Here is an 18,662-nt window from a genome sequence, read left to right on the forward strand (position 1 = left end):
ACCCGGCTTTGCTCAGGCGGCAGATTCCGCTCCTGAAGCCGCTGGATCATCCTGGTATTTGCTTTCACTCCGCGCAACGATTGCGGTACCCACCAGGTCTCCGGTCACGTTCAGCCCGGTCGCGCCCATGCCAACCAATGCATCAATGGATACCAGGAGCGCCACGGTTTCAATTGGCAAACCCACTTGGGCAAAAACCGTTGCAATCATTACGATGCCTGCGCCTGGAACTCCCGCTGTACCTATAGACGTAAGCGTACCAATGAGCACTATTTCAGCCATGGTCACCAGATCCAGAGGAATGCCAACCACATTGGCCGCAAACACCGCAGAAATCGCGATACGGATTGCTGCCCCATCCATATTTATGGTGGCACCCAGCGGCAGACTGAAACCGTAAATTCGCTTGGGTATGCCCAGACGTCTTGCAGCATCCAGCGTCAGTGGTAGCGTACCGGAACTGCTCTGAGTGGCGAACGCCGTAGCCATAGGTGTGCGAGCTGCCCGGAAAAACTCGCGAATACCCACGCCATAAAACCGCATCAAAATGCAGTAAACAACCAGATGCACAGCCAGCGCAATATAAAGCACCATCACCATATCGCCCAGAGCCAATATGGTAGATATACCCTGCTCACCCGCCGTCTTGGCTACAATCGCGAATACACCGATGGGGACGTACTGAAGTACGCCAGCCATGACCTTCAAAGTGATCTCGTTAAGCCCTTCAACAACTTTATAAAGATGCTCGCCAAGCTCTGCATGTGCCTCACTCTCTCGCAGCTTCAGGAGCGCAATGCCAAACACAATGGCAGTGAAGATGATTCCCAAAAGGTTCAGCTCGGTGAACGCCGTAAAAATATTGTCGGGCACAATTCTCAGCAGCACACTCACAAACCCGGGGTTGTCCGGTACGTTTACTTCAGCGTTTTCGTCCAGAGCAATGCCGCTTCCCGGCTCAAGCAGAGTTGCCACCACCAAACCGACCACAATGGCCAAGGCTGACGTCATCACGTAGAACCCGAACAACTTTCTCCCAACCCGGCCCATGCTGCCAATATTGGCTTGATTGATGCCAACCATAAGCGTGAACAGTACGATAGGCACAATAAGAAACTTGAGCAGACGCAGCAGAAGCTCCCCGAAAGGCGCCAGCCAATCAGCTGCTTGCTGGCCACCGATCAGGCCCACGGCCACGCCCAACACCAACGCTATGCTTACGCGAAGAATGAGTGAGGAATTCAGGTATTTATTAAAGAGGGCTCTCATCAGATCGCCTTGGGTGAGGTTGATGAGTAGATCAGCATAGTATGAGCTCCTTATCGGGGATGGCGCCGATTGTGGTGGAAATCGTCCGGCGGGTAAACCACAGACCTACGCCTGCAGTTGCCGCACATCCGCCAGAAACTGATCAACCACTGCCGGGGTAGTGGCCCAGGAACACATGAGACGAGCACAACCTCCGATAAAGTTGTAGAAGCGCCACCCTTTTGCCCGCAAAGCCGCCTGCAAAGGCTCGGGCATTTCTACAAAAACACCATTTATTTGCCGTGGGTAGCGGAGCTTGATGCCCGGCAACCCCGCCAGCCCGTCAGCCAGCCTTTTCGCACTGGCATTCGCATGGCGGGCATTGTCCAGCCACACGTTGTTCTCCAGCAAACCACACCAGGGCGCAGAGATATACCGCATTTTGGAGGCCAGCTGCCCTGCCTGCTTGCAGCGCCATTCAAAGTCCTCGGCCAGTGCCTTGTTAAAGAAAACCACCGCTTCGCCAAGGGCCAAACCATTCTTGGTCCCGGAGAAACACAGCACATCAACACCCACCTTCCAGGTGATTTCTGACGGATGCACATCCAGCGCCGCCACCGCATTCGCAAAGCGTGCACCGTCCATGTGGATATTCAGCTTGTATTGATCCGCCAGCATGCGGATCTCCCGAAGCTCATCCGGGGTGTAGATTGTGCCCACTTCCGTTGCCTGAGTGAGGCTTAGTGCCTTGGGTTTGGGGTAGTGAATGTCTGTGCGTTTGGTCACCAGGTGCTCAATGCTTTCGGGGGTCAGCTTTCCGTTTTCGCCCTGCCCCAGTAATAGCTTGGCACCATTGGAGGCGTATTCCGGCCCGCCGCACTCATCAGTTTCAATATGCGCCAACTCATGGCAGATCACGCTATGGAAGGATTGCCCTATGGACGCCAATGCCAACGAGTTGGCAGCCGTACCGTTAAATACAAAGTAGACATCGCAATCTGTATCAAACAAAGATCGCAAACCATCGGCCGCCCGCTGTGTCCAACTGTCCTCACCGTAGGCTGGTTCGTCTACCCGGTTTGCCGCTTCCATGGCCTTCCATGCCTGCGGACAAACACCACTGTAATTATCGCTGGCAAACTGTTCTGACCGTGACACGGCAGCACTCCTTCATCGGATGGCTAAACACTCTGGCTTTTGGTTTCGGCAATACCTTTGGCGGTTCGTTCAAAGGTCAGCGCTATACGCTCGAACATGCCCTCAACGGTTGACGTTTGTGCATCGGGTTCCCTGGCCGAGTGGATCGCCGCCAACAGTTCCGCACTCACCTCTCTGAACCGGGGGTTCTTTTTTCCTTGGGAACTCACAAGGTAGGTATCTGCAAGTACCTGCTGCCACTCGGCGAGTTTCGCATCTACCTCGGCACTTCGATGGTTCTCGATGCGCCTCCTCAGGCGAATGGACATGTGGCCTATGTTCAGACCGGTGAAGCCCAGGTCTGTCATATGGCGACTGGGGTTACCCGACCCTTGATCGTAATTGGCTAACCGCAACAGGCGCTCCCCCATACGCCCGTTAAGCCAGTTCTCCGGCCGATTTTGATAATCAATGCTGGTCAGGTCGCGGGCGGTTGCTTTCAGCAATCGCCGCTGCATGAACTGCCCATCCAACGGGGTGATCAGCTTGAACACCCAGTAGAGAATGCTGATTCCCACAAACAGCCCCAGAGCATTGCTGGTGGCTGTATCGGCATTGAATGCCATGTGGTTGCCAGGCTGAACAATAAGCGTGAAGGGGATACAAATGCCTAAGCCATAAGGCAGGGTCGGGCGTTCGGCAAGGGCAAGCAGGCCGATGAAAAATGGCCCGGCAAGCACCAGCACCAATATCTCGAAATCCCCACTGCTTTTGGCAAGCAACCCCAACCCATAAACCAGTGCCACGAGAATCGCCACCACCACACTGAGTAACAGGCGCCGCAGCATGTTAATCAACACCGCCAGTGAAAACCGGGCAAACACAATAGAAAACACAACCGGCATGATCATCAGCATTATGGCTGCAGGGCTACCTGTGCTCATCCACACCCCTGCCCCAATTGCGAACACCACGGCTGTCCTGAAGCCATTTACTACGCCTATCAGGGGATCCCTGTGGGTTTTCAGCTTGGACGCTTTGAGCAGTGTCTGGTCGCGATTTTCCAGCGCATTATACGCTCGCAGTACCATAACCAGGTCCGCCACCAATTCCACTGCGGTTTGGGTGAGGCGTATAACGATGGCAGATTCGTTTACATAGGCCGCCTTGTGCTCCAGAAGCGCGCGCCTGAGTTCCTGAGCCTGGTTGTAGGATTCTTCGTAACTGGGCGCCTCTGCAATAGCAATGAACAACATCCGCATATCCTTGAGCAGCACACCAAACGCGGGCGAAACCAGTTCCGGATGGTTGCGGGGAAAGCGCCCCATTATCTGTGTGACCGCAAGCAGCGACATCACCTTGTTAACTAACAGGTGTGCTGCCCGGCTGCGTCCCGGCCCTTCGGGCCCTTCATAGGCCACTGCACTGGAGTCATCGTTCAGTACAATCAGCGTTTCCAGAATCTCATCCGCATGCTGGTGGCGCTGTTCATGGGTACTCTTAGGGTCCAGCTCCAGCGAGAGGTATTCAAGCGTTTTGTTGATGACATTCCGGGCGTGATTTCGAAGGCTTTCCTTGACTGTGACCGGCCACAACAGGCGGCTGACCAACATGGCACAGAGGGCCCCCACACTGATTTCGCTGATACGGGACTGGGCAATATCAAAGACCGCACGGCCATCGTTCGCATTGGGGTCCGCCACAACCATAATTACAACAAGGCCAGCCGTCATTCCCGACATGGCAAAGGCGTAGATAAAGTTGGCGTTATGCACCATAGACGAGGCTGCAGAGTTGAGGCCTATCCAGAGAGTGAGGCACGCAAGCGCCAGCAACGGGTATGGCATAAACAGCGCCAGTATTAAAATCCCCGCGCCGCCACCGACCACTGATCCGGAAATCTGGCACAGGGCTTTTTCAATCACCAATCCGCTCTCGGGGCGAATCTGCAGAAAGACAGCAGACACCACCGCCCAGTAGGGCCGATCAAGCTGCAAATACATGGATACAAACAACGCCAGCGCCATGGATATGACCCCTTTCAGGGCGAATATCACCGTGCGCCGGTTTGGGGTAAACAGCTGTGTCGCAAGTTGTGGGAGCGCCAAGGATGCCACGTTGCTACTCTTCTTCCGGAGTGTTTTCCGTGTCTGTTTCCAGATAGATGGAAACCGTCATGCCCGCACTGATATTGAGATTGTCAGGGAATGGGTCAAGTGCAATATCAACAGGTATACGCTGAGCCAGCCGCACCCAGTTAAACGCTGCCTGCACTTTCGGCAACATAAGGCTGTCGCTGGTGGTGTTTGAATCTGCAATTCCGCGGGTAATACTGACCACTTCACCACTCAGCTTTTCCCCGCCAGAAAGCAGAGTAATTCGGGCCTTTTGCCCAACATGCACTTGCTGCAACTTGGTTTCTTCAAAATACCCCGTCACATAAAAGGAGTCATTGTTGATAAGCGATAAAACCGCCTCCCCCCGGGCCACATAGTTGCCTCGCCGCAGGCTGAGGTTATTCACGATACCGCTTTCCGGCGCCAGCACTTGTGTTCGCTCCAAGTCGATTCTGGCCGTATCAAGTTCCGCTTGTGCAAGCTGGTAGCTGGCTTTCGCCGCCTCGGCACGAATACGATAAGCCTCAAGACTTTCCTCACTGATAGACTGAAGGTCAGCCATGCGCTGCCGGCGCTCATACTGATGCCTGGCCAAGTCCCAACCCGTACGCTCTTGAGCAAGCCGCGCATTGCTCTCGGCAAATTTTGCCCGGTAACGGGTGTCGTCAATTGTGAACAGAGGGTCACCCTTATTCACAAGTCGGTTATTTTTAACGCTCAACTCGGTTACCCAGCCCGACACATCGGGAGCGATCGTGATGACGTCTGCGCGAATTCGCCCGTCCCGTGTCCAGGGCGAATAGAGATAGTGATCCCATACCCAGGTTCCGGCAACAACCGCCGCAGCCACCACAAGCAATGTCAGTCCAATACGCCCTAGCCTTCCCATGAGAGCCCTTTAATTCGCAAAAAGATAAACAATAGCAGCCAACCAGCAGACGAACGTTGCCACGTCGAACCAGGCTTTCTTCCAGATGTAGGTGCGCAGGCCTGTATAGTGCAAAACGCCCCGGGTGATGGCCGCCATAACAAATGCAAAGGGCACCAGCACCACAAACGGACTAAACAACATTCCACCAATACTCATCTCGTGAAGCATGTCATCCCTATTACTGCTGCTCTGCCATCGTTTTTTTGCAATCAAGTGTCTGATGATAGGTGCGATTCAAGCTATCAGCCAACTAGCGTATGCTAGCAACGTGATGATTTCTCCGCAGCCTGAATTTGCTCTGCCAAACACGAATGGTTTGAGATTACAGCAAACAGCCGGCACATACGCACGAAGCGAGCTTAAGAACATGTCGTCAGCATCTGTATTTGCACTATTCTCCGCAGCTCTCATTGCACTGGCTGTTTTCTATCTGTTCTTCTACCGCACCTGGCGGCGTGAAAGAGAACTGAAACAGCCCTTCCCAAAAGCCTGGCGAAAACACCTCCAAACAACGGTACCCCTGTATCGCCAATTGCCAACACCACTGCAGAAAACTCTAAGGGATCAGGTTCAGCTCTTCATCGCAGAAAAGAACTTTTACGGATGCGACGGATTTGAAATAGACGATCGCGTTCGGGTAGCCATTGCCGGGCACGCATGCCTTCTCACGGTGAAGCGCTCATATGGGGATTTTGATGACGTTCGCAGCATCCTTGTATACCCGGATGTATACCGGGTGCAGGCATCCGAGCGTGATGGCATGGTGGTTGGCGTGAGCGATCAGATCAGGGCCGGAGAAGCATCCTCACTAGGCCAGGTAGTGTTAGCTTGGTCAGAGTGTGAAAGCGGGGCTATGCGTGCGGGCAGCGAGCACAATGTAATTCTTCACGAATTTGCCCACCAGCTTGATTACCTGGATGGCTCTGCAGACGGCGCTCCGCCTCTTGGTAGCGAGCAAGCAAAAGAATGGCAGGAGATTATGACTACTGCCTTTAACAACCTAAGGCACTCGCTCATGCATCGGAGCACAAGTTGGCTCGATCCTTATGGCGCAACAAAGCCGGCTGAGTTCTTTGCTGTGCTGACAGAAACCTTCTATCAGCAACCGCAACACCTGAAAGAACAACAGCCGGCAGTGTATGATCTGCTTCGGGACTTCTACAGAGTGGATCCTGGAGAGCTGGCCCCGAGCTAGCCCCGCAAGATTGGCGGTTTAACCGTTAAGGCCGAGGCTCTGCGCATCCATCTCGATGCTGCGATCCAGCAACTCAAGATAACCCGCTTTGGTTTTCACCTTGGTTTGGGCGTGGGCTCTCATGTTCAGTTTACGGAAGCCCTGGGCGAGTTCATTCGCACGGCTCATAAGCTGTTCCGGAGCAACCACTTCATCCAGGTATCCTGCAACTACAGCGCCTTCAGGGCTGTATATTTCTGCATTGATCACCGACCGGTAAAAATGTGCCGGCGCCAGACGGTGGCGGGCAATCTCAATGCCTGCATGGTGCATGGTCATGCCGATAGCCACTTCGTTCAGTCCCAGCTTGAAACTGCCCTCAACACCTACACGGTAATCTACAGAGAGCAGAACAAACGCTGCTTTTGCAAGTGCATGGCCGCTGCATGCTCCGATAATCGGATACGGAAATGCGGCCAGACGGCGGGTGAACTTTGAGCCAACAGTCACCAGGGCAGCGGCTTCCTTCATTCCCTTTTGCATTTCTTTCAGATCGTAGCCGCCGGAGAAAATACCAGGTTGCCCGGTCAGGATAACCACTGCTTTATCCTGTTCTGCCTGATCGAGAGCTTTGTGCAACTGTTCAAACACTTCATGGCTCAGGGCATTCACCTTGCCGTTGTTGAGCACTACGGTCGCAACACCGTCATTGAGTGAGTAGCTTACTAGGTCGGTCACCGGCGTTTCCTCTTGGTGGAGATAGGTCTGATTTCGCAGAACTTTGCCAGCTTATGCCTGCAGCCACAAATCATTATTCACCAGGAACCCGTTTCTTGTCTGATTTGTCAGCTTCTACGCCGGAGTTTCACCTGCAATTGGGCCTTGAAACCCTTCTTTGACGCCAGGGGGATCAGATAGTTGTCACCATCCTGCTCGGCCTTACTGCCACCGCGCTCGCTCCACTGTTCATCCGTGGTGACATAACGCAGATTCCATCCGTCTTCAGTGGGCGTCATTTTCAACGTGAGTGTATCCCGATACAGGTATTCCCCTTCCACCCGGTGCTCTGTCCAAGGGGCTCCATCTACAAAATAATCGGTGGCAGAAACGGCAAGCTCGACAGTCATCACCATGGTTCGACCCCGATCAACCGTAATTTTTGAACTATCGAGAAATGCGGAGAACAGCATTGGAGAACGCGCAGAGTCCAGCCCTGCCCGCTTTGGTTTCATCATTTCGTCGAATTTTCGCAATACTGCGCTGAAGGTTTCTTTACGCCTTTCTGTGAGCCTAAAACTGCGAGCGCCCCGGGGGGAAACAGTCGCTTCAAAATAATAGGACGCGCGAACCCGACGACCTTCTTTTCTGGCCTTTTCTACCGAAGGCGGCAGTGGCAAGGATTCCACATTCATCACCCCGTCTACGCGCACATCACCAAACAGAAAGCGTACCAGGTTCTGGTAGCCGTCTTCGGAATTAACAATGCCGTAGGGGCCGCTGTGGCTGCGATATACAAAAGCTCTGGGCGCACCCTGAACGGCCGCATTCTCGATCGCAACCAGCCCATCGCTCATCTTGCCCGCAAGCCACTTGGACACGCCTTTGGCGGCACCATAGTCTTGCTGGTTTGTTCCCACCAGGCAGAAAAACCGGTCCGGATCGAATTTGCCATCCAGGGAATCCACTCTGGAAGGCTTGCCGTCAAACCCAAGATAGTCTGCCATGACTGACCGGTTGAAGTTGTTGATATCCCAAAGCCCGAGAAACTCCGGCACGTTGATACCGGCCATTTCAATACCATTGTGCGGGGTGGCATAGGTAAACACCTTGTCCACTACCTGCCGAACGGCCGGGCTGCTGATTCCACCATTCTGTAAAAGACACCGACACACCAGGCCACCCATGGAGTGCGCCACCAGATTCACCCGGAACTCTGCCCGGCGATCCATATCGTCTCCGCATAGCTGGTCGCGGATATTCAGAATCAAATCACCCAATTGCAGAGCTGCCGCGGGAATTGAAAGTGGCTTTCCTTCGCCGAAATCCCGGTCTGCCTGATCGTAGTAGCGGTATATAACAACGGTTTTAGGCGTGATGTCGCGGTCGACCTCGGCACCATCGGAAAACGCATCTGTGTAGCCGTAGTCTTTCATCAGGCGCATCATGGGCGATTCGAAGACCTGTTTATAAATACTTCCGTCCCAGGATTGACGCACTTTGGTCGCGCCCAGATTGAAGCCCATATAGGGCATGGAAACGGTATCGGCAATTTCGCTGGCGGTCATGGCGTAGCCACGAACGTAGATAATGGGGTGGAACTGGCTCATGAGTCGTGCATCCTTTCAGGCTGATCCTGCATTGATGCATGCGATATTCGTTCCGGAAGATTAATTCTCTGGTAGAGGCGAGGACTTGCGCCCTATCGGCCCAACTGGCTTTGAGGAATGTGTAAAGAAGACTGACGAGGCCGGGCCCAAAAATGCTCTCAGGAAAAGTAGTACCGAACCATTTGGGCAACGATCAAGAGCGCCACCAGCGGAAAGATAAAACGCGTTATGTTGCCATAGTTTCCCGTTTCGTCTTTTGGCGCATATTTCTCGGCCAAAGGCAGAATAATAATCAACGCAATGAACAAAACGGCAAGTATTGTTAGCAGTACGCCCATAAAATACTCCTTAGCTAGCCGACCTTGATGCAATTCCGGCCACTATCCTTGGCAAGATAGAGTGCCCGGTCGGCTCGGTTAAACACCATTTCTTCGGTATCATCGGGGCCAAAGCTTGCCAGACCACCAGAGAACGTAATCGTCAGCCGCTCCCCGCCAAAATGAAATGGCAAAGCACTGACATGGGCTCGAATTTTATCCAGCACAGCATGTGCCTCGTCGGGAAGCGTTTCCGGAAACAGTACGACAAACTCCTCGCCACCAAAGCGGGCCGCAAAATCGGTGGTGCGCACGCGTTTTTTTATCTCCCGGGCTACGACCTGAAGCACTTTGTCGCCAGCCTTGTGGCCATATGAGTCGTTCACGCGTTTGAACAAATCTATATCAAGAATGCTGAGTGTCAGTGGATACTGATAGCGCTGCCAGCGATTCAGCTCAAAGGCCATCCTTTCCCGCCATGCTTCACGATTGGGAAGTTGGGTAAGCTGGTCCGTCATGGCACGCTCGCGTTCCTTACGAACCTGGCCCTGCATCTGACCCGAGTAGGCCTCCATCAGAGCCACCTTCTCACGCATTGCCGCCAGCTCTTGGGATAGCGCTTTTTCCCGTTCGGATTCCTGAGCCTGGAACCGACTAACTACCATGCCGATACCTTCCAGATGGCGGCCAACTGAATCTTTCAATTCCTGCAGATCATCACTGGCTTCGATATGCTGGCTAACCAGCTCGATCTCTTCACGAATTTCCCGCTCAAGGGCTTCTGCAGCTGCCTGACGGCCGGTTTGAGCACTCGACTGAACCGAAAAATGCTGCTTCAGCGCCTCGAGTCGCTCATCCAGACGCTTCAGGAAGCTCTCGAATTCGCGCTGGCCACGGGTGACTGCTGCTATCACCAGATCTGCCACCTGGTTTAGCCCTTCCCTCAACTCTTCCCAGCTGTCACTGGTCAGAAGCGATCTTTGCAAATTCCTTGCATGCGTCTCTGCTTCCGCCTCTAAAGAAACCTGGCTGAGCAGCTGACCAATCAGATGTCCAACACGCCGGGCGATCAAAAGTCGCTGCCTATTTTCTACTTCAGTGGCAGTTTCGGTAGATGGCTCGCTGCGGTTTCTGGAAGTACGGGGAGCAGCAGCATCCAACTGAGCAACCTGACGATCGATCTGTGCCTGCAAATCTTCCCAGATAGTTACATCAACGCTGTTCTTGAGGAGGTCAGATCGGACTCTGGCAAGCAAGCGATCCAGCTCCTGCGTCTGTCCTTCAGAGGCCAGGCTGATGCACACCAGCATGCGCTCAAGTGCATTGCGCTCGATCTTCCAGCGCTCTTCTCTATGCTTTACAGACTCCAGCTCATGAAAATATTTTTCTTTCCAGGACTGATCCGATGTCATATGTAGTTTCTTCCTGTCTGGGGCAGGTAATAATGACCATGCGCTTCGATACGGCGCACCTTGAGTTGGCTCCGGTCGTAAATCCAAGCCGATTTCTGGTAACCAAAATCAGTATAGACCCTTTTGGCGACTGTGTCCGAGCGGCCAATAACATCCATAAGAGCCCCTCTGAATTCAAATGAACGCCGTCATTTACCGAGAAGCTGACATAGTTTTAAGTATACCCACAAAATCTGTGGATAACTTTGTGAAAAGGCGCGGGACAAGCCTGCTCAGGCCAGTTAAAACGGGCGTTCGACAAACATGACCGTTAACTGATCAGATCATTTACTGCTCAGCGATATCTTGTTGAATCGTCAAACAATATGGACGCTCTAACGCCGAACGCACATCGCCCATAGAGAAGACTCTGGAAAACTCGGCGAAGCGTTGCCCCTGAAACCAGAGGTGAATGACTGGCAGTGAAAAAATGCCCCGCGAGGCACACACTGGTGCAGACGCCTGGCAATCTACATACGCCATAATCAGCTCAGGAAATTCCTCCCTGGCCATGCGCTCCAGCTGTGGTTTCACCGACTGGCACACGCCACAGCTTGCACCACCGTACAGCACAAGGGCTGCAGAACTCGTATTAACAAGCTCTACCAGTGCGTCTTCACTATCAATCACCCTCATGCTGCCACCCATCTTCAGCAACCGTTACTCTTCAACCACTGATCAATCTGGCCCTGGTTCATTGCACCACTTTGCCGTGCAAGCTCGCGGCCATTGCGGAACAGTATCAAGGTAGGGATGCTGCGAATATTGTACTGGCCTGCCGGTGCAGGGTGCTCTTCGGTATTGAGCTTGGCAAAACGTACTTTGCCCTTCCAGCCCTGAGCCGCCTGCTCAAACTGGGGTGCCATCATTTTGCAGGGGCCACACCAACTTGCCCAGAAATCTACCAGTACAGGCACATCGCTGCGCCCGGTGTGGGGAGCAAAATTTTGCCCCGTCAGCTCAAGCACTTCGCCCGGCCATAATGGCTGCTTGCAGGCTCCACAGTTACCGCCAGATGCCAGCCGCTCAGCCGGCACACGGTTCAACTTGTCGCAATGTGGACAAACAACATGTTTAAGATCGTCAGTCATGCATTCACCTCTTCACACTTATAATGTCAGTTTGGCTATCTATACATCAGAAACTGGACAGTTCATCTTGCAGGTCTTTTTTCAGCTCATCTGCTTCTGTTATCCACAGAGTTTTATCGGCCCCCGGGAATACACCCACTTGCAGGCCGTCTTTCGATAATCCAGGTACCCATTTCTTGAAAAAATCTGGCAGCGAGATACTTTTCGGGGTCAAACCATCTGCGCCCTTGGCATATTCAACGGCAAATTCGGAGCTGGGCCAAACCGGCAAATGTGCTACACCGTCATCCTCCGACACTATGGACAGGAAGCGGCTCTCCGAATTAACGAGTATCCAGATCTCCCGCTCTTCCAATACTTCGCTCAGGAAGTAGTCGTATCTCTCTTCACCATCCATTTCGAGTACGCTGGCTAGTTCTTCGCTATTCATAAATCTGAATCTCTGTTTAATGAATCAGGCTCAGGGTTAACTCCCTGAGCTTTTCGGTACATCCATGCAAGACCCAGGAGAGCGAGCCCCAACCCCATAAAGGCCGCGACCCGCCAGAACCCTTGCAGGCCGGCCATATCAATAAGGAAGATCTTGCCAATCACAAGCCCCAGCAAGGCCATGCCCACCTTGTACAAGATGATATGGGTACTTTTTGCGGAATAAACAGTGGAGTAGAGGATTGCCACTATGGCGTAAAGCATGCCGACTACCGAATAGGTATACAGCTCGCCCTCTGTCATGCCATGCCACAACGCCATATCACTACCCTGCCAAAGCTGGCGAATCTCAAGAGCCGTAAATAAAAGGAATCCCGCCCCTGCAACACTCAGCGACCAGAGCCTGGGCACAATCTGCGGGAAACGGCTGATAACAAAGGCCAGCAATACCGGGCCACCAAATGCAGGCAGCAATATATTGAAGATGGGCGTGCTGCCAATGACGGCGTCACTCCACCAGGGGTTGTGTAACGTGAGCAACGTGAGATAGCTGAGGGCAGAGAGTGCCAGCAGAACCCATGAGAATAACCGATACAGCCACCTCAGCGATTGACTGGCTTTGCCGCGAACTGCATAAGTCACACTGAGCGCACCCCAGAGCAGCGTGTTCATGGTCGCTTCGATCAGGCTGTATTCGTGAACAAAGATGTCGCCATCGTACAGCCAGTAACGCAGCTCAGCGCCCAGGAACAGCACCAGCAAATGCAGGGTTGCGCCTTCCAGCCAGGGGCGAATCGGATGTTCCTTCTCTGAAAGCCTGGTAGCAACCGCCGCCAGCAGCGTGGCTCCGCCATAGGTCCACAATGTCCAGTGCACACTGGCATCGTAACCTTGTATCCAGGGATTGAAAGTGAGCCGCGCAACCACCAGCGCCAATACGCACTTCAGCATCAGGTACAGCTCTGGCATCTGATAGCGCCGAGCCAGCCAGGTAAGGCTGACGAACTGAACCGATAAGGCCAGGGTGAGTGATGCTTCACGGAAAGCCATCACTGCGGCCAGTGAGTAACTGACGTGCGCCGCCATCAAGGCCCAGACCACGCCGTTCCCATAGCGAGCCAGCCCTTCCATCCGCCAGGCCAGAACGCCGTATACTGCCCCAAGCACCAAGGTGGCAACCGCCCACACAACCGAAGTTTCGCCATAGCCTTGCAGCAACAGCCAGCCAAGCACCAGCCATACCAGCGGCGAAAGCAGGGTTAACGAGGCCCATCGCCGCTGGTCGGCATAGCGCCCCCACAGCCAGAGGCCCAAACCAGTGGTGGTGATGGCAGCGGCAATCAGGTAGCTGACAAAACCAGCCTGCTGCGCCAGGGGAATCTGCATCAAGTAAAACAGATCGCCATCCATTCGACCCATATACAGCAACCAACCGGCAGCACTGGCTAACACGGCACCCCAAGGCAAAAACCACAGCGTACCCCGGCTCTGAGGAATCAGGGATGCGACCGGCAGAATGAGCAGCCAACTCCACAACGACGGGTTATCAACAGATTGATGTGCAATCGAAATACCCCAAATCGCCAACAACGGCAGAAGCGCCTCACGCAAACGTGAAGGTGCGGCCTGCTCTTCGCCCGGCAAGAATGCAAAAGCAACAAACAAGGCGGCCAAATACATCGCCGTTGCCAACTCAGCAGGGGCTGCAGCCACGGTGGCTGCCCACCAAAGCAAGGCACCGGCCAGTGTGGCGTACCAGAGCCAATCACGGAAAACATAACGCATTAATAGCAGCGAACTGATCGTAATCAGAAAGCTGTACGAGAGCACAAAGGCGACGCTGCCGTCCTCGCCACCAATAAGCAAAGGCACGATATAGGCGCCACTCAGCCCCATAATGGCCAGCAGTGGGCCATGCACCAGAGCCAAAGCCATGGTAGCCAGAGACACAGCCGCAAGCAGGATTAACCCGACAACCGGGCTGATTAGCTGGTAGTGGTGAACTCCGGCAAGCAATGCGGCGTATAGCGTGATACTGCCCCCGCCCGCCAAGGCGGCAAACACCTGATCTGTGCTCATGTGCCGCCTGCGCAGGTATTCCGCGCCTGCGTGCAGGGCAAGGCCCGTAACCAGAGCGAGTAACAGTTGCTGTACAGGGCCAATCAGCCCGGCGCTGATGGAGTGGCTGACCATGAATATCCCCGCCAGAGCCACACTCAGGCCACCCAGCCAGACCATCCAGTTTTCTTTCAGGGCCTTTTTGATGCCTGAATAATCACGACCCGGTGCAACTGAATCCAGCCAATCACCTGCCCCAACGCCAGGCTCTTCGGCCCATTCAGTCTTCGCTGCAACAGGAACCGGTGCTGGCTCTGGCGCCGGCGGCTGGACATAGGCCAAGCCTTCGGCTGCAGGCAGAGAACCATCTGGCTGTTGCTTATTTGATCCACCAGAGCTTCGGAGAATCTCAATTTCCCGGCGCAGCTCCGAGACCTCCTGACCCAGGGATTCAATGCGTGCAGAGTGTGCATTCCGCTGCTGAAAAGCCATGAAGCCCAGAACAGAGCCCACGGGTATGAACAGTGCCAGGCCCACGCCAAGCAAAATGAGCATTGCTTCCAAATCCCTTTATCCTTTCGAAGTTTCCATCTGGTGCAGCGCGAGTCGCTGGTGCAGTGTGCAGTCTAACTTCTCTGAAGCAATAGCTCACCCGTAAAGGACACTACCCAAAGCTCGCACTTTACGTTAAGGTCAACTTTGTCCTGTTTAATCCGGTTTTATCCAAACCGGGCGAACTGGCAATAAGAGCCATATTGCAACACCGGCAGGGTTGCTCAATGCGTTCTATACTCTGGAAAATCACCGGCAAATAGAACAAGGCTCCATAACTTAACGAGGCCCCCACAAGGGGCATTTTGTTCCTCAAGCCATCACCCCAGGAAGAGGATTATGACAACAACAAAGTACAAATCCGTTTACACCCCTGTCTTTACAGACGGCTCGGAATATCACATTCCGACACTCAAACTCCTGAAACAGGACGGCTCGCTCTACAAAGGCAGCAAAGCGCCTGTCATCGACAAAGACAAAGCGCTACGAATTTACCGCGCCATGGTCACCACCCGCATTCTGGATGAACGCATGCTGGGCGCCCAACGACAAGGCCGCCTAAGCTTCTACATGCAATGCACCGGTGAAGAGGCTTCCGTTATCGGCAGCGCTGCGGCCCTGAACGACGCTGACATGATCATGGCCCAGTACCGTGAGCAAGGTGCTTTGGCCTATCGCGGCTTCACTATTGATGAGTTCATGAACCAGCTGTTCGGTAATGAGCGGGACTACGGCAAAGGCCGCCAGATGCCGGTTCATTATGGTTCCAGCAAACTCAATTACATGACTGTTTCATCCCCCCTTGCCACTCAGATCCCCCAGGCCACCGGCTATGCCTATGGCCAGAAAATGGCCGGCGACGGCCATTGCACCATTGTTTACTTTGGTGAGGGCGCAGCTTCGGAAGGCGACTTCCACGCGGGCCTTAACATGGCCGCCGTACACCGTGTGCCCGCTATTTTCTTCTGCCGTAACAATGGTTACGCCATTTCCACCCCCGCGAATGAACAGTTTGCCGCCGACGGCATAGCGCCTCGTGGGTTCGGCTATAAAATGGATACCATTCGTGTCGACGGCAACGACATACTGGCCGTTTATCAGGCCACCGAAGCCGCCCGCAAACTGGCCGTGGAAGAGAACCGCCCGGTACTCATCGAAGCCATGACCTATCGCCTGGCGGCGCATTCCTCATCCGATGATCCCTCCGGCTACCGCAGCAAAGATGAAGAGGCCGTGTGGCGTGAAAAAGATCCTATCTTGCGCATGCAAAACTGGCTCACCAGGAAAAAATGGTGGAGCGAGAGCGAAGAAAAAGAGCTGCAGGAACGTATGCGCCGTGAAGTGCTGGAAACCATGAAGCGAGCCCAAAAGCTCCCCCCTCCTCCTTTGGAAACCCTGGTAACGGATGTTTACGACGAAGTGCCCCCGCTGCTGAACGCGCAGTTCGAAAAGCTGAAAGCACACATTCGCAAATATCCCGATGAGTATCCCAAGTCGGCTATCCACGTTCAGGGAGGGGCATAGCATGGCCAAGATGAACATGCTGCAAGCCATCAACGACGCCCTTGATCTGGCGATGGCTGCAAACGAAAAGGTTATGTGTTTCGGTGAAGATGTGGGTGTCTTTGGCGGTGTTTTCCGGGCCACCAGCAACCTGCAACAGAAATACGGTAAAGATCGCTGCTTCAACACGCCTCTGGTGGAGCAAGGCATTATCGGCTTTGCCAACGGGCTGGCCGCTCAGGGTTCCTTCCCGGTAGCCGAGATTCAGTTCGCCGATTACATATTCCCGGCCTTTGATCAGATTGTTAACGAGTCCGCCAAGTTCCGGTACCGCTCGGGCAACCTGTTCAATGTGGGCAACATGACCATTCGCACGCCCTACGGCGGCGGAATTGCCGGCGGCTTGTACCACTCCCAGTCACCAGAAGCCTACTTCGCCCACACTCCAGGCTTGAAGATTGTGGTGCCACGCAACCCGCACCAAGCGAAAGGGCTGTTGCTGGCCTCCATCAATGACCCCAACCCGACGATCTTCTTTGAGCCAAAACGCTTGTATCGAGCCTCTGTTGGCGAGGTGCCTGAGGGGGAATACCAATTACCACTGGGCGAAGCCGAAGTTCTCAAGGAAGGCACCGATGTAACGGTATTGGGCTGGGGTGCTCAAATGGAAGTCATCGATAAAGCCGTCGAAATGGCAGAAAAAGACGGCTTCTCCTGCGAAGTGATTGATTTGCGCACCATCCTGCCCTGGGATGTGGACACCGTTGCCGAATCGGTGCTTAAAACCGGGCGCCTGGTGATCACTCACGAAGCGCCGCTTACGGGTGGTTTTGCGGGCGAGATTGCCGCCACCATTCAGGAACGCTGCTTCCTCTATCTGGAATCGCCGATCGCTCGGGTGACCGGGATGGACACCCCCTTCCCGCTGGTGCTCGAAAAAGAGCACTTCCCCAACCACCTGAAGGTCTATGAGGCCATTCGGGAAAGCGTCGAATTCTAAGCAGATATCCGGACAGGAGAACAATTATGAGCGATTTTATACTGCCCGATATCGGCGAAGGTATCGTGGAATGTGAGCTGGTCAAATGGCTGGTAAGTGAAGGCGATCTGATCGAAGAAGATCAGCCGGTTGCAGAAGTAATGACCGACAAGGCGCTGGTGGAAATACCTGCCCCCTATGCAGGGCGCGTTACCAAGCTGTACTGGAAAGAAGGCGACATAGCCAAGGTACATGCGCCACTGTTTGAACTGGTGGATGAAAGCGGTGAAGCTTCGGGAGAACAACCCAAAGCCAGCGACGAAGGCAAACACGCCGAGCCAGAGGCCAGGCAAGCAGAACCTGAAAAAAGCCCTGATCACGCCGAAACTGTCGCCTCAGCCGCTCCTTCAGCGCGGAAAGACGGGGAGCGGACGCCCGCCAGCCCAGCGGTGCGCCGCTTGGTTCGCGAGAACGACCTGGCGTTGGAGAATATTCAGGGATCGGGCAAGGATGGCCGCGTACTCAAAGCCGATGTGCTGTCCCATTTGGAGCAACCTGCATCCGGCGGCTCATTCGTCTCAGCAGGCAGTAGTCCAAGAGCTGAAGCGCAAAACCAGGAAGTCCGCATAGAGCCCATCAAAGGCATGCAGGCTGTCATGGCCAAACGCATGGTGGCATCGGCCTCCACCATTCCCCACTTCAACTTCAGTGAAGACATTGATGTGACGGAATTGCTCGCCCTGCGCCAGCAGCTCAAGCCGGAAGCCGAAGCACGTGGTTCCCGCCTCACGCTCATGCCGTTCATCATGAAGGCTATTGCACTGGCGGTGCGCGAATACCCGGTGCTTAACAGTCAGATCAATGAGGATGTAACCGAAATCCACTACCAGCCACAGTGCAACATCGGCATGGCCGTGGACAGCAAAATAGGACTGCTCGTACCCAACGTGAAAAACGTGGGCCAGCTCACTCTGCTGGAGATCGCCGACGAAGTCACCCGCCTCACCGAATCTGCCAGAGAAGGCAGGGTTAGCCAGGCGGATCTCAAAGGCGGCACCATTACCATTTCCAACATTGGTGCACTGGGCGGCACTTACGCCTCACCCATTATCAATGCTCCGGAAGTGGCAATCGTGGCTTTGGGGCGCACCCAGAAACTGCCAAGATTTGATGCCAATGGGCAAGTGGTAGAACGCTCCATCATGACCGTCAGCTGGGCGGGCGACCACCGCATTATTGATGGCGGCACCATTGCCCGTTTCAATAACCTGTGGAAAAGCTATCTGGAGTCACCACAATCCATGCTTCTGCACATGAGCTGACAGGTATGGCGCCGCCGAACCAATCA

Annotated in this window: 17 protein-coding genes; 4 read left to right on the top strand and 13 right to left on the bottom strand. The window is 54.2% G+C overall.

What is annotated here, in order from left to right:
• Window positions 1–12: 12 nt before the first annotated feature.
• From FE848_RS10195 to FE848_RS10215, 5 genes are all read right to left on the bottom strand, one after another.
• Complete coding sequence (locus FE848_RS10195; RefSeq protein WP_200202693.1) at window positions 13–1,269, bottom strand: dicarboxylate/amino acid:cation symporter; 1,257 nt, start codon at window positions 1,267–1,269, stop codon at window positions 13–15.
• A 105-nt stretch (window positions 1,270–1,374) separates the two neighbouring features.
• Window positions 1,375–2,406 carry a threonine aldolase family protein gene (locus tag FE848_RS10200; protein ID WP_200202694.1) on the bottom strand — a complete coding sequence of 344 codons (1,032 nt, stop codon included), beginning with the start codon at window positions 2,404–2,406 and terminating at the stop codon, window positions 1,375–1,377.
• A 23-nt stretch (window positions 2,407–2,429) separates the two neighbouring features.
• Entirely contained in the window at window positions 2,430–4,502 is a 2,073-nt protein-coding gene (locus tag FE848_RS10205; RefSeq protein ID WP_320159512.1) for an FUSC family protein, read from the bottom strand.
• A 4-nt stretch (window positions 4,503–4,506) separates the two neighbouring features.
• Window positions 4,507–5,391, bottom strand: coding sequence for an HlyD family secretion protein (locus FE848_RS10210; protein ID WP_200202695.1), 885 nt, complete (start codon window positions 5,389–5,391; stop codon window positions 4,507–4,509).
• Between the two features lie 9 nt (window positions 5,392–5,400).
• On the bottom strand, window positions 5,401–5,601 hold the full coding sequence (locus tag FE848_RS10215) for a DUF1656 domain-containing protein (RefSeq protein WP_200202696.1): 201 nt from the start codon (window positions 5,599–5,601) through the stop codon (window positions 5,401–5,403).
• 199 nt (window positions 5,602–5,800) lie between these two features.
• Between FE848_RS10215 and FE848_RS10220 the strand changes: the two genes are divergently transcribed.
• Complete coding sequence (locus FE848_RS10220) at window positions 5,801–6,628, top strand: M90 family metallopeptidase (protein WP_200202697.1); 828 nt, start codon at window positions 5,801–5,803, stop codon at window positions 6,626–6,628.
• Window positions 6,629–6,646: 18 nt separating this feature from the next.
• Here the strand turns inward: FE848_RS10220 and FE848_RS10225 are convergent, their stop codons facing one another.
• From FE848_RS10225 to FE848_RS10260, 8 genes are all read right to left on the bottom strand, one after another.
• Entirely contained in the window at window positions 6,647–7,345 is a 699-nt protein-coding gene (locus tag FE848_RS10225; protein WP_200202698.1) for a crotonase/enoyl-CoA hydratase family protein, read from the bottom strand.
• 107 nt (window positions 7,346–7,452) lie between these two features.
• Window positions 7,453–8,934 (bottom strand): esterase/lipase family protein, encoded by a 1,482-nt coding sequence (locus FE848_RS10230; RefSeq protein ID WP_200202699.1) that lies wholly within the window; start codon window positions 8,932–8,934, stop codon window positions 7,453–7,455.
• Window positions 8,935–9,092: 158 nt separating this feature from the next.
• The gene (locus FE848_RS10235; RefSeq protein WP_200202700.1) at window positions 9,093–9,272 is read right to left on the bottom strand and encodes a hypothetical protein; all 180 of its coding nucleotides are present in this window, start codon (window positions 9,270–9,272) and stop codon (window positions 9,093–9,095) included.
• A gap of 14 nt (window positions 9,273–9,286) precedes the next feature.
• A complete protein-coding gene (locus tag FE848_RS10240) occupies window positions 9,287–10,663 on the bottom strand; it encodes a GGDEF domain-containing protein (protein WP_200202701.1) in 1,377 nt (458 codons plus the stop codon).
• Window positions 10,664–10,990: 327 nt separating this feature from the next.
• Window positions 10,991–11,350, bottom strand: a complete 360-nt coding sequence (locus tag FE848_RS10245; RefSeq protein ID WP_227714539.1) for a thioredoxin family protein — start codon at window positions 11,348–11,350, stop codon at window positions 10,991–10,993.
• 2 nt (window positions 11,351–11,352) lie between these two features.
• A complete protein-coding gene (gene trxC, locus FE848_RS10250) occupies window positions 11,353–11,793 on the bottom strand; it encodes a thioredoxin TrxC (protein WP_200202702.1) in 441 nt (146 codons plus the stop codon).
• A gap of 46 nt (window positions 11,794–11,839) precedes the next feature.
• Window positions 11,840–12,223 carry a DUF2750 domain-containing protein gene (locus tag FE848_RS10255; protein WP_200202703.1) on the bottom strand — a complete coding sequence of 128 codons (384 nt, stop codon included), beginning with the start codon at window positions 12,221–12,223 and terminating at the stop codon, window positions 11,840–11,842.
• Entirely contained in the window at window positions 12,220–14,835 is a 2,616-nt protein-coding gene (locus tag FE848_RS10260; protein ID WP_227715275.1) for a DUF2339 domain-containing protein, read from the bottom strand. Before FE848_RS10260 ends, FE848_RS10255 begins: the two co-directional genes overlap by 4 nt.
• 336 nt (window positions 14,836–15,171) lie before the next feature.
• On the opposite strand from FE848_RS10260, the gene FE848_RS10265 reads away from it, so the two are divergent.
• The 3 genes from FE848_RS10265 to FE848_RS10275 are packed head-to-tail and all read left to right on the top strand — an operon-like array spanning window position 15,172 to window position 18,636.
• Complete coding sequence (locus FE848_RS10265; protein WP_200202705.1) at window positions 15,172–16,356, top strand: thiamine pyrophosphate-dependent dehydrogenase E1 component subunit alpha; 1,185 nt, start codon at window positions 15,172–15,174, stop codon at window positions 16,354–16,356.
• 1 nt (window position 16,357) lies between these two features.
• Complete coding sequence (locus FE848_RS10270; RefSeq protein WP_200202706.1) at window positions 16,358–17,335, top strand: alpha-ketoacid dehydrogenase subunit beta; 978 nt, start codon at window positions 16,358–16,360, stop codon at window positions 17,333–17,335.
• 26 nt (window positions 17,336–17,361) lie between these two features.
• On the top strand, window positions 17,362–18,636 hold the full coding sequence (locus FE848_RS10275; protein WP_200202707.1) for a 2-oxo acid dehydrogenase subunit E2: 1,275 nt from the start codon (window positions 17,362–17,364) through the stop codon (window positions 18,634–18,636).
• Window positions 18,637–18,662 lie beyond the last annotated feature (26 nt).

The sequence above is a fragment of the Marinobacter sp. 1-3A genome (genome assembly GCF_016597775.1).
Classification (GTDB): domain Bacteria; phylum Pseudomonadota; class Gammaproteobacteria; order Pseudomonadales; family Oleiphilaceae; genus Marinobacter; species Marinobacter xiaoshiensis.

Excerpts from the sequence above, each read along its gene's own strand:
- FE848_RS10210 (WP_200202695.1), bottom strand. The coding sequence starts at position 5,391 with ATGGGAAGGCTAGGGCGTATTGGACTGACATTGCTTGTGGTGGCTGCG.
- FE848_RS10260 (WP_227715275.1), bottom strand. The coding sequence starts at position 14,835 with ATGCTCATTTTGCTTGGCGTGGGCCTGGCACTGTTCATACCCGTGGGC.
- FE848_RS10195 (WP_200202693.1), bottom strand. The coding sequence starts at position 1,269 with ATGAGAGCCCTCTTTAATAAATACCTGAATTCCTCACTCATTCTTCGC.
- FE848_RS10235 (WP_200202700.1), bottom strand. The coding sequence starts at position 9,272 with ATGGGCGTACTGCTAACAATACTTGCCGTTTTGTTCATTGCGTTGATT.
- FE848_RS10220 (WP_200202697.1), top strand. The coding sequence starts at position 5,801 with ATGTCGTCAGCATCTGTATTTGCACTATTCTCCGCAGCTCTCATTGCA.
- FE848_RS10215 (WP_200202696.1), bottom strand. The coding sequence starts at position 5,601 with ATGCTTCACGAGATGAGTATTGGTGGAATGTTGTTTAGTCCGTTTGTG.
- FE848_RS10240 (WP_200202701.1), bottom strand. The coding sequence starts at position 10,663 with ATGACATCGGATCAGTCCTGGAAAGAAAAATATTTTCATGAGCTGGAG.
- FE848_RS10275 (WP_200202707.1), top strand. The coding sequence starts at position 17,362 with ATGAGCGATTTTATACTGCCCGATATCGGCGAAGGTATCGTGGAATGT.
- FE848_RS10270 (WP_200202706.1), top strand. The coding sequence starts at position 16,358 with ATGGCCAAGATGAACATGCTGCAAGCCATCAACGACGCCCTTGATCTG.
- FE848_RS10245 (WP_227714539.1), bottom strand. The coding sequence starts at position 11,350 with ATGGGTGGCAGCATGAGGGTGATTGATAGTGAAGACGCACTGGTAGAG.
- FE848_RS10265 (WP_200202705.1), top strand. The coding sequence starts at position 15,172 with ATGACAACAACAAAGTACAAATCCGTTTACACCCCTGTCTTTACAGAC.
- trxC (WP_200202702.1), bottom strand. The coding sequence starts at position 11,793 with ATGACTGACGATCTTAAACATGTTGTTTGTCCACATTGCGACAAGTTG.
- FE848_RS10255 (WP_200202703.1), bottom strand. The coding sequence starts at position 12,223 with ATGAATAGCGAAGAACTAGCCAGCGTACTCGAAATGGATGGTGAAGAG.
- FE848_RS10230 (WP_200202699.1), bottom strand. The coding sequence starts at position 8,934 with ATGAGCCAGTTCCACCCCATTATCTACGTTCGTGGCTACGCCATGACC.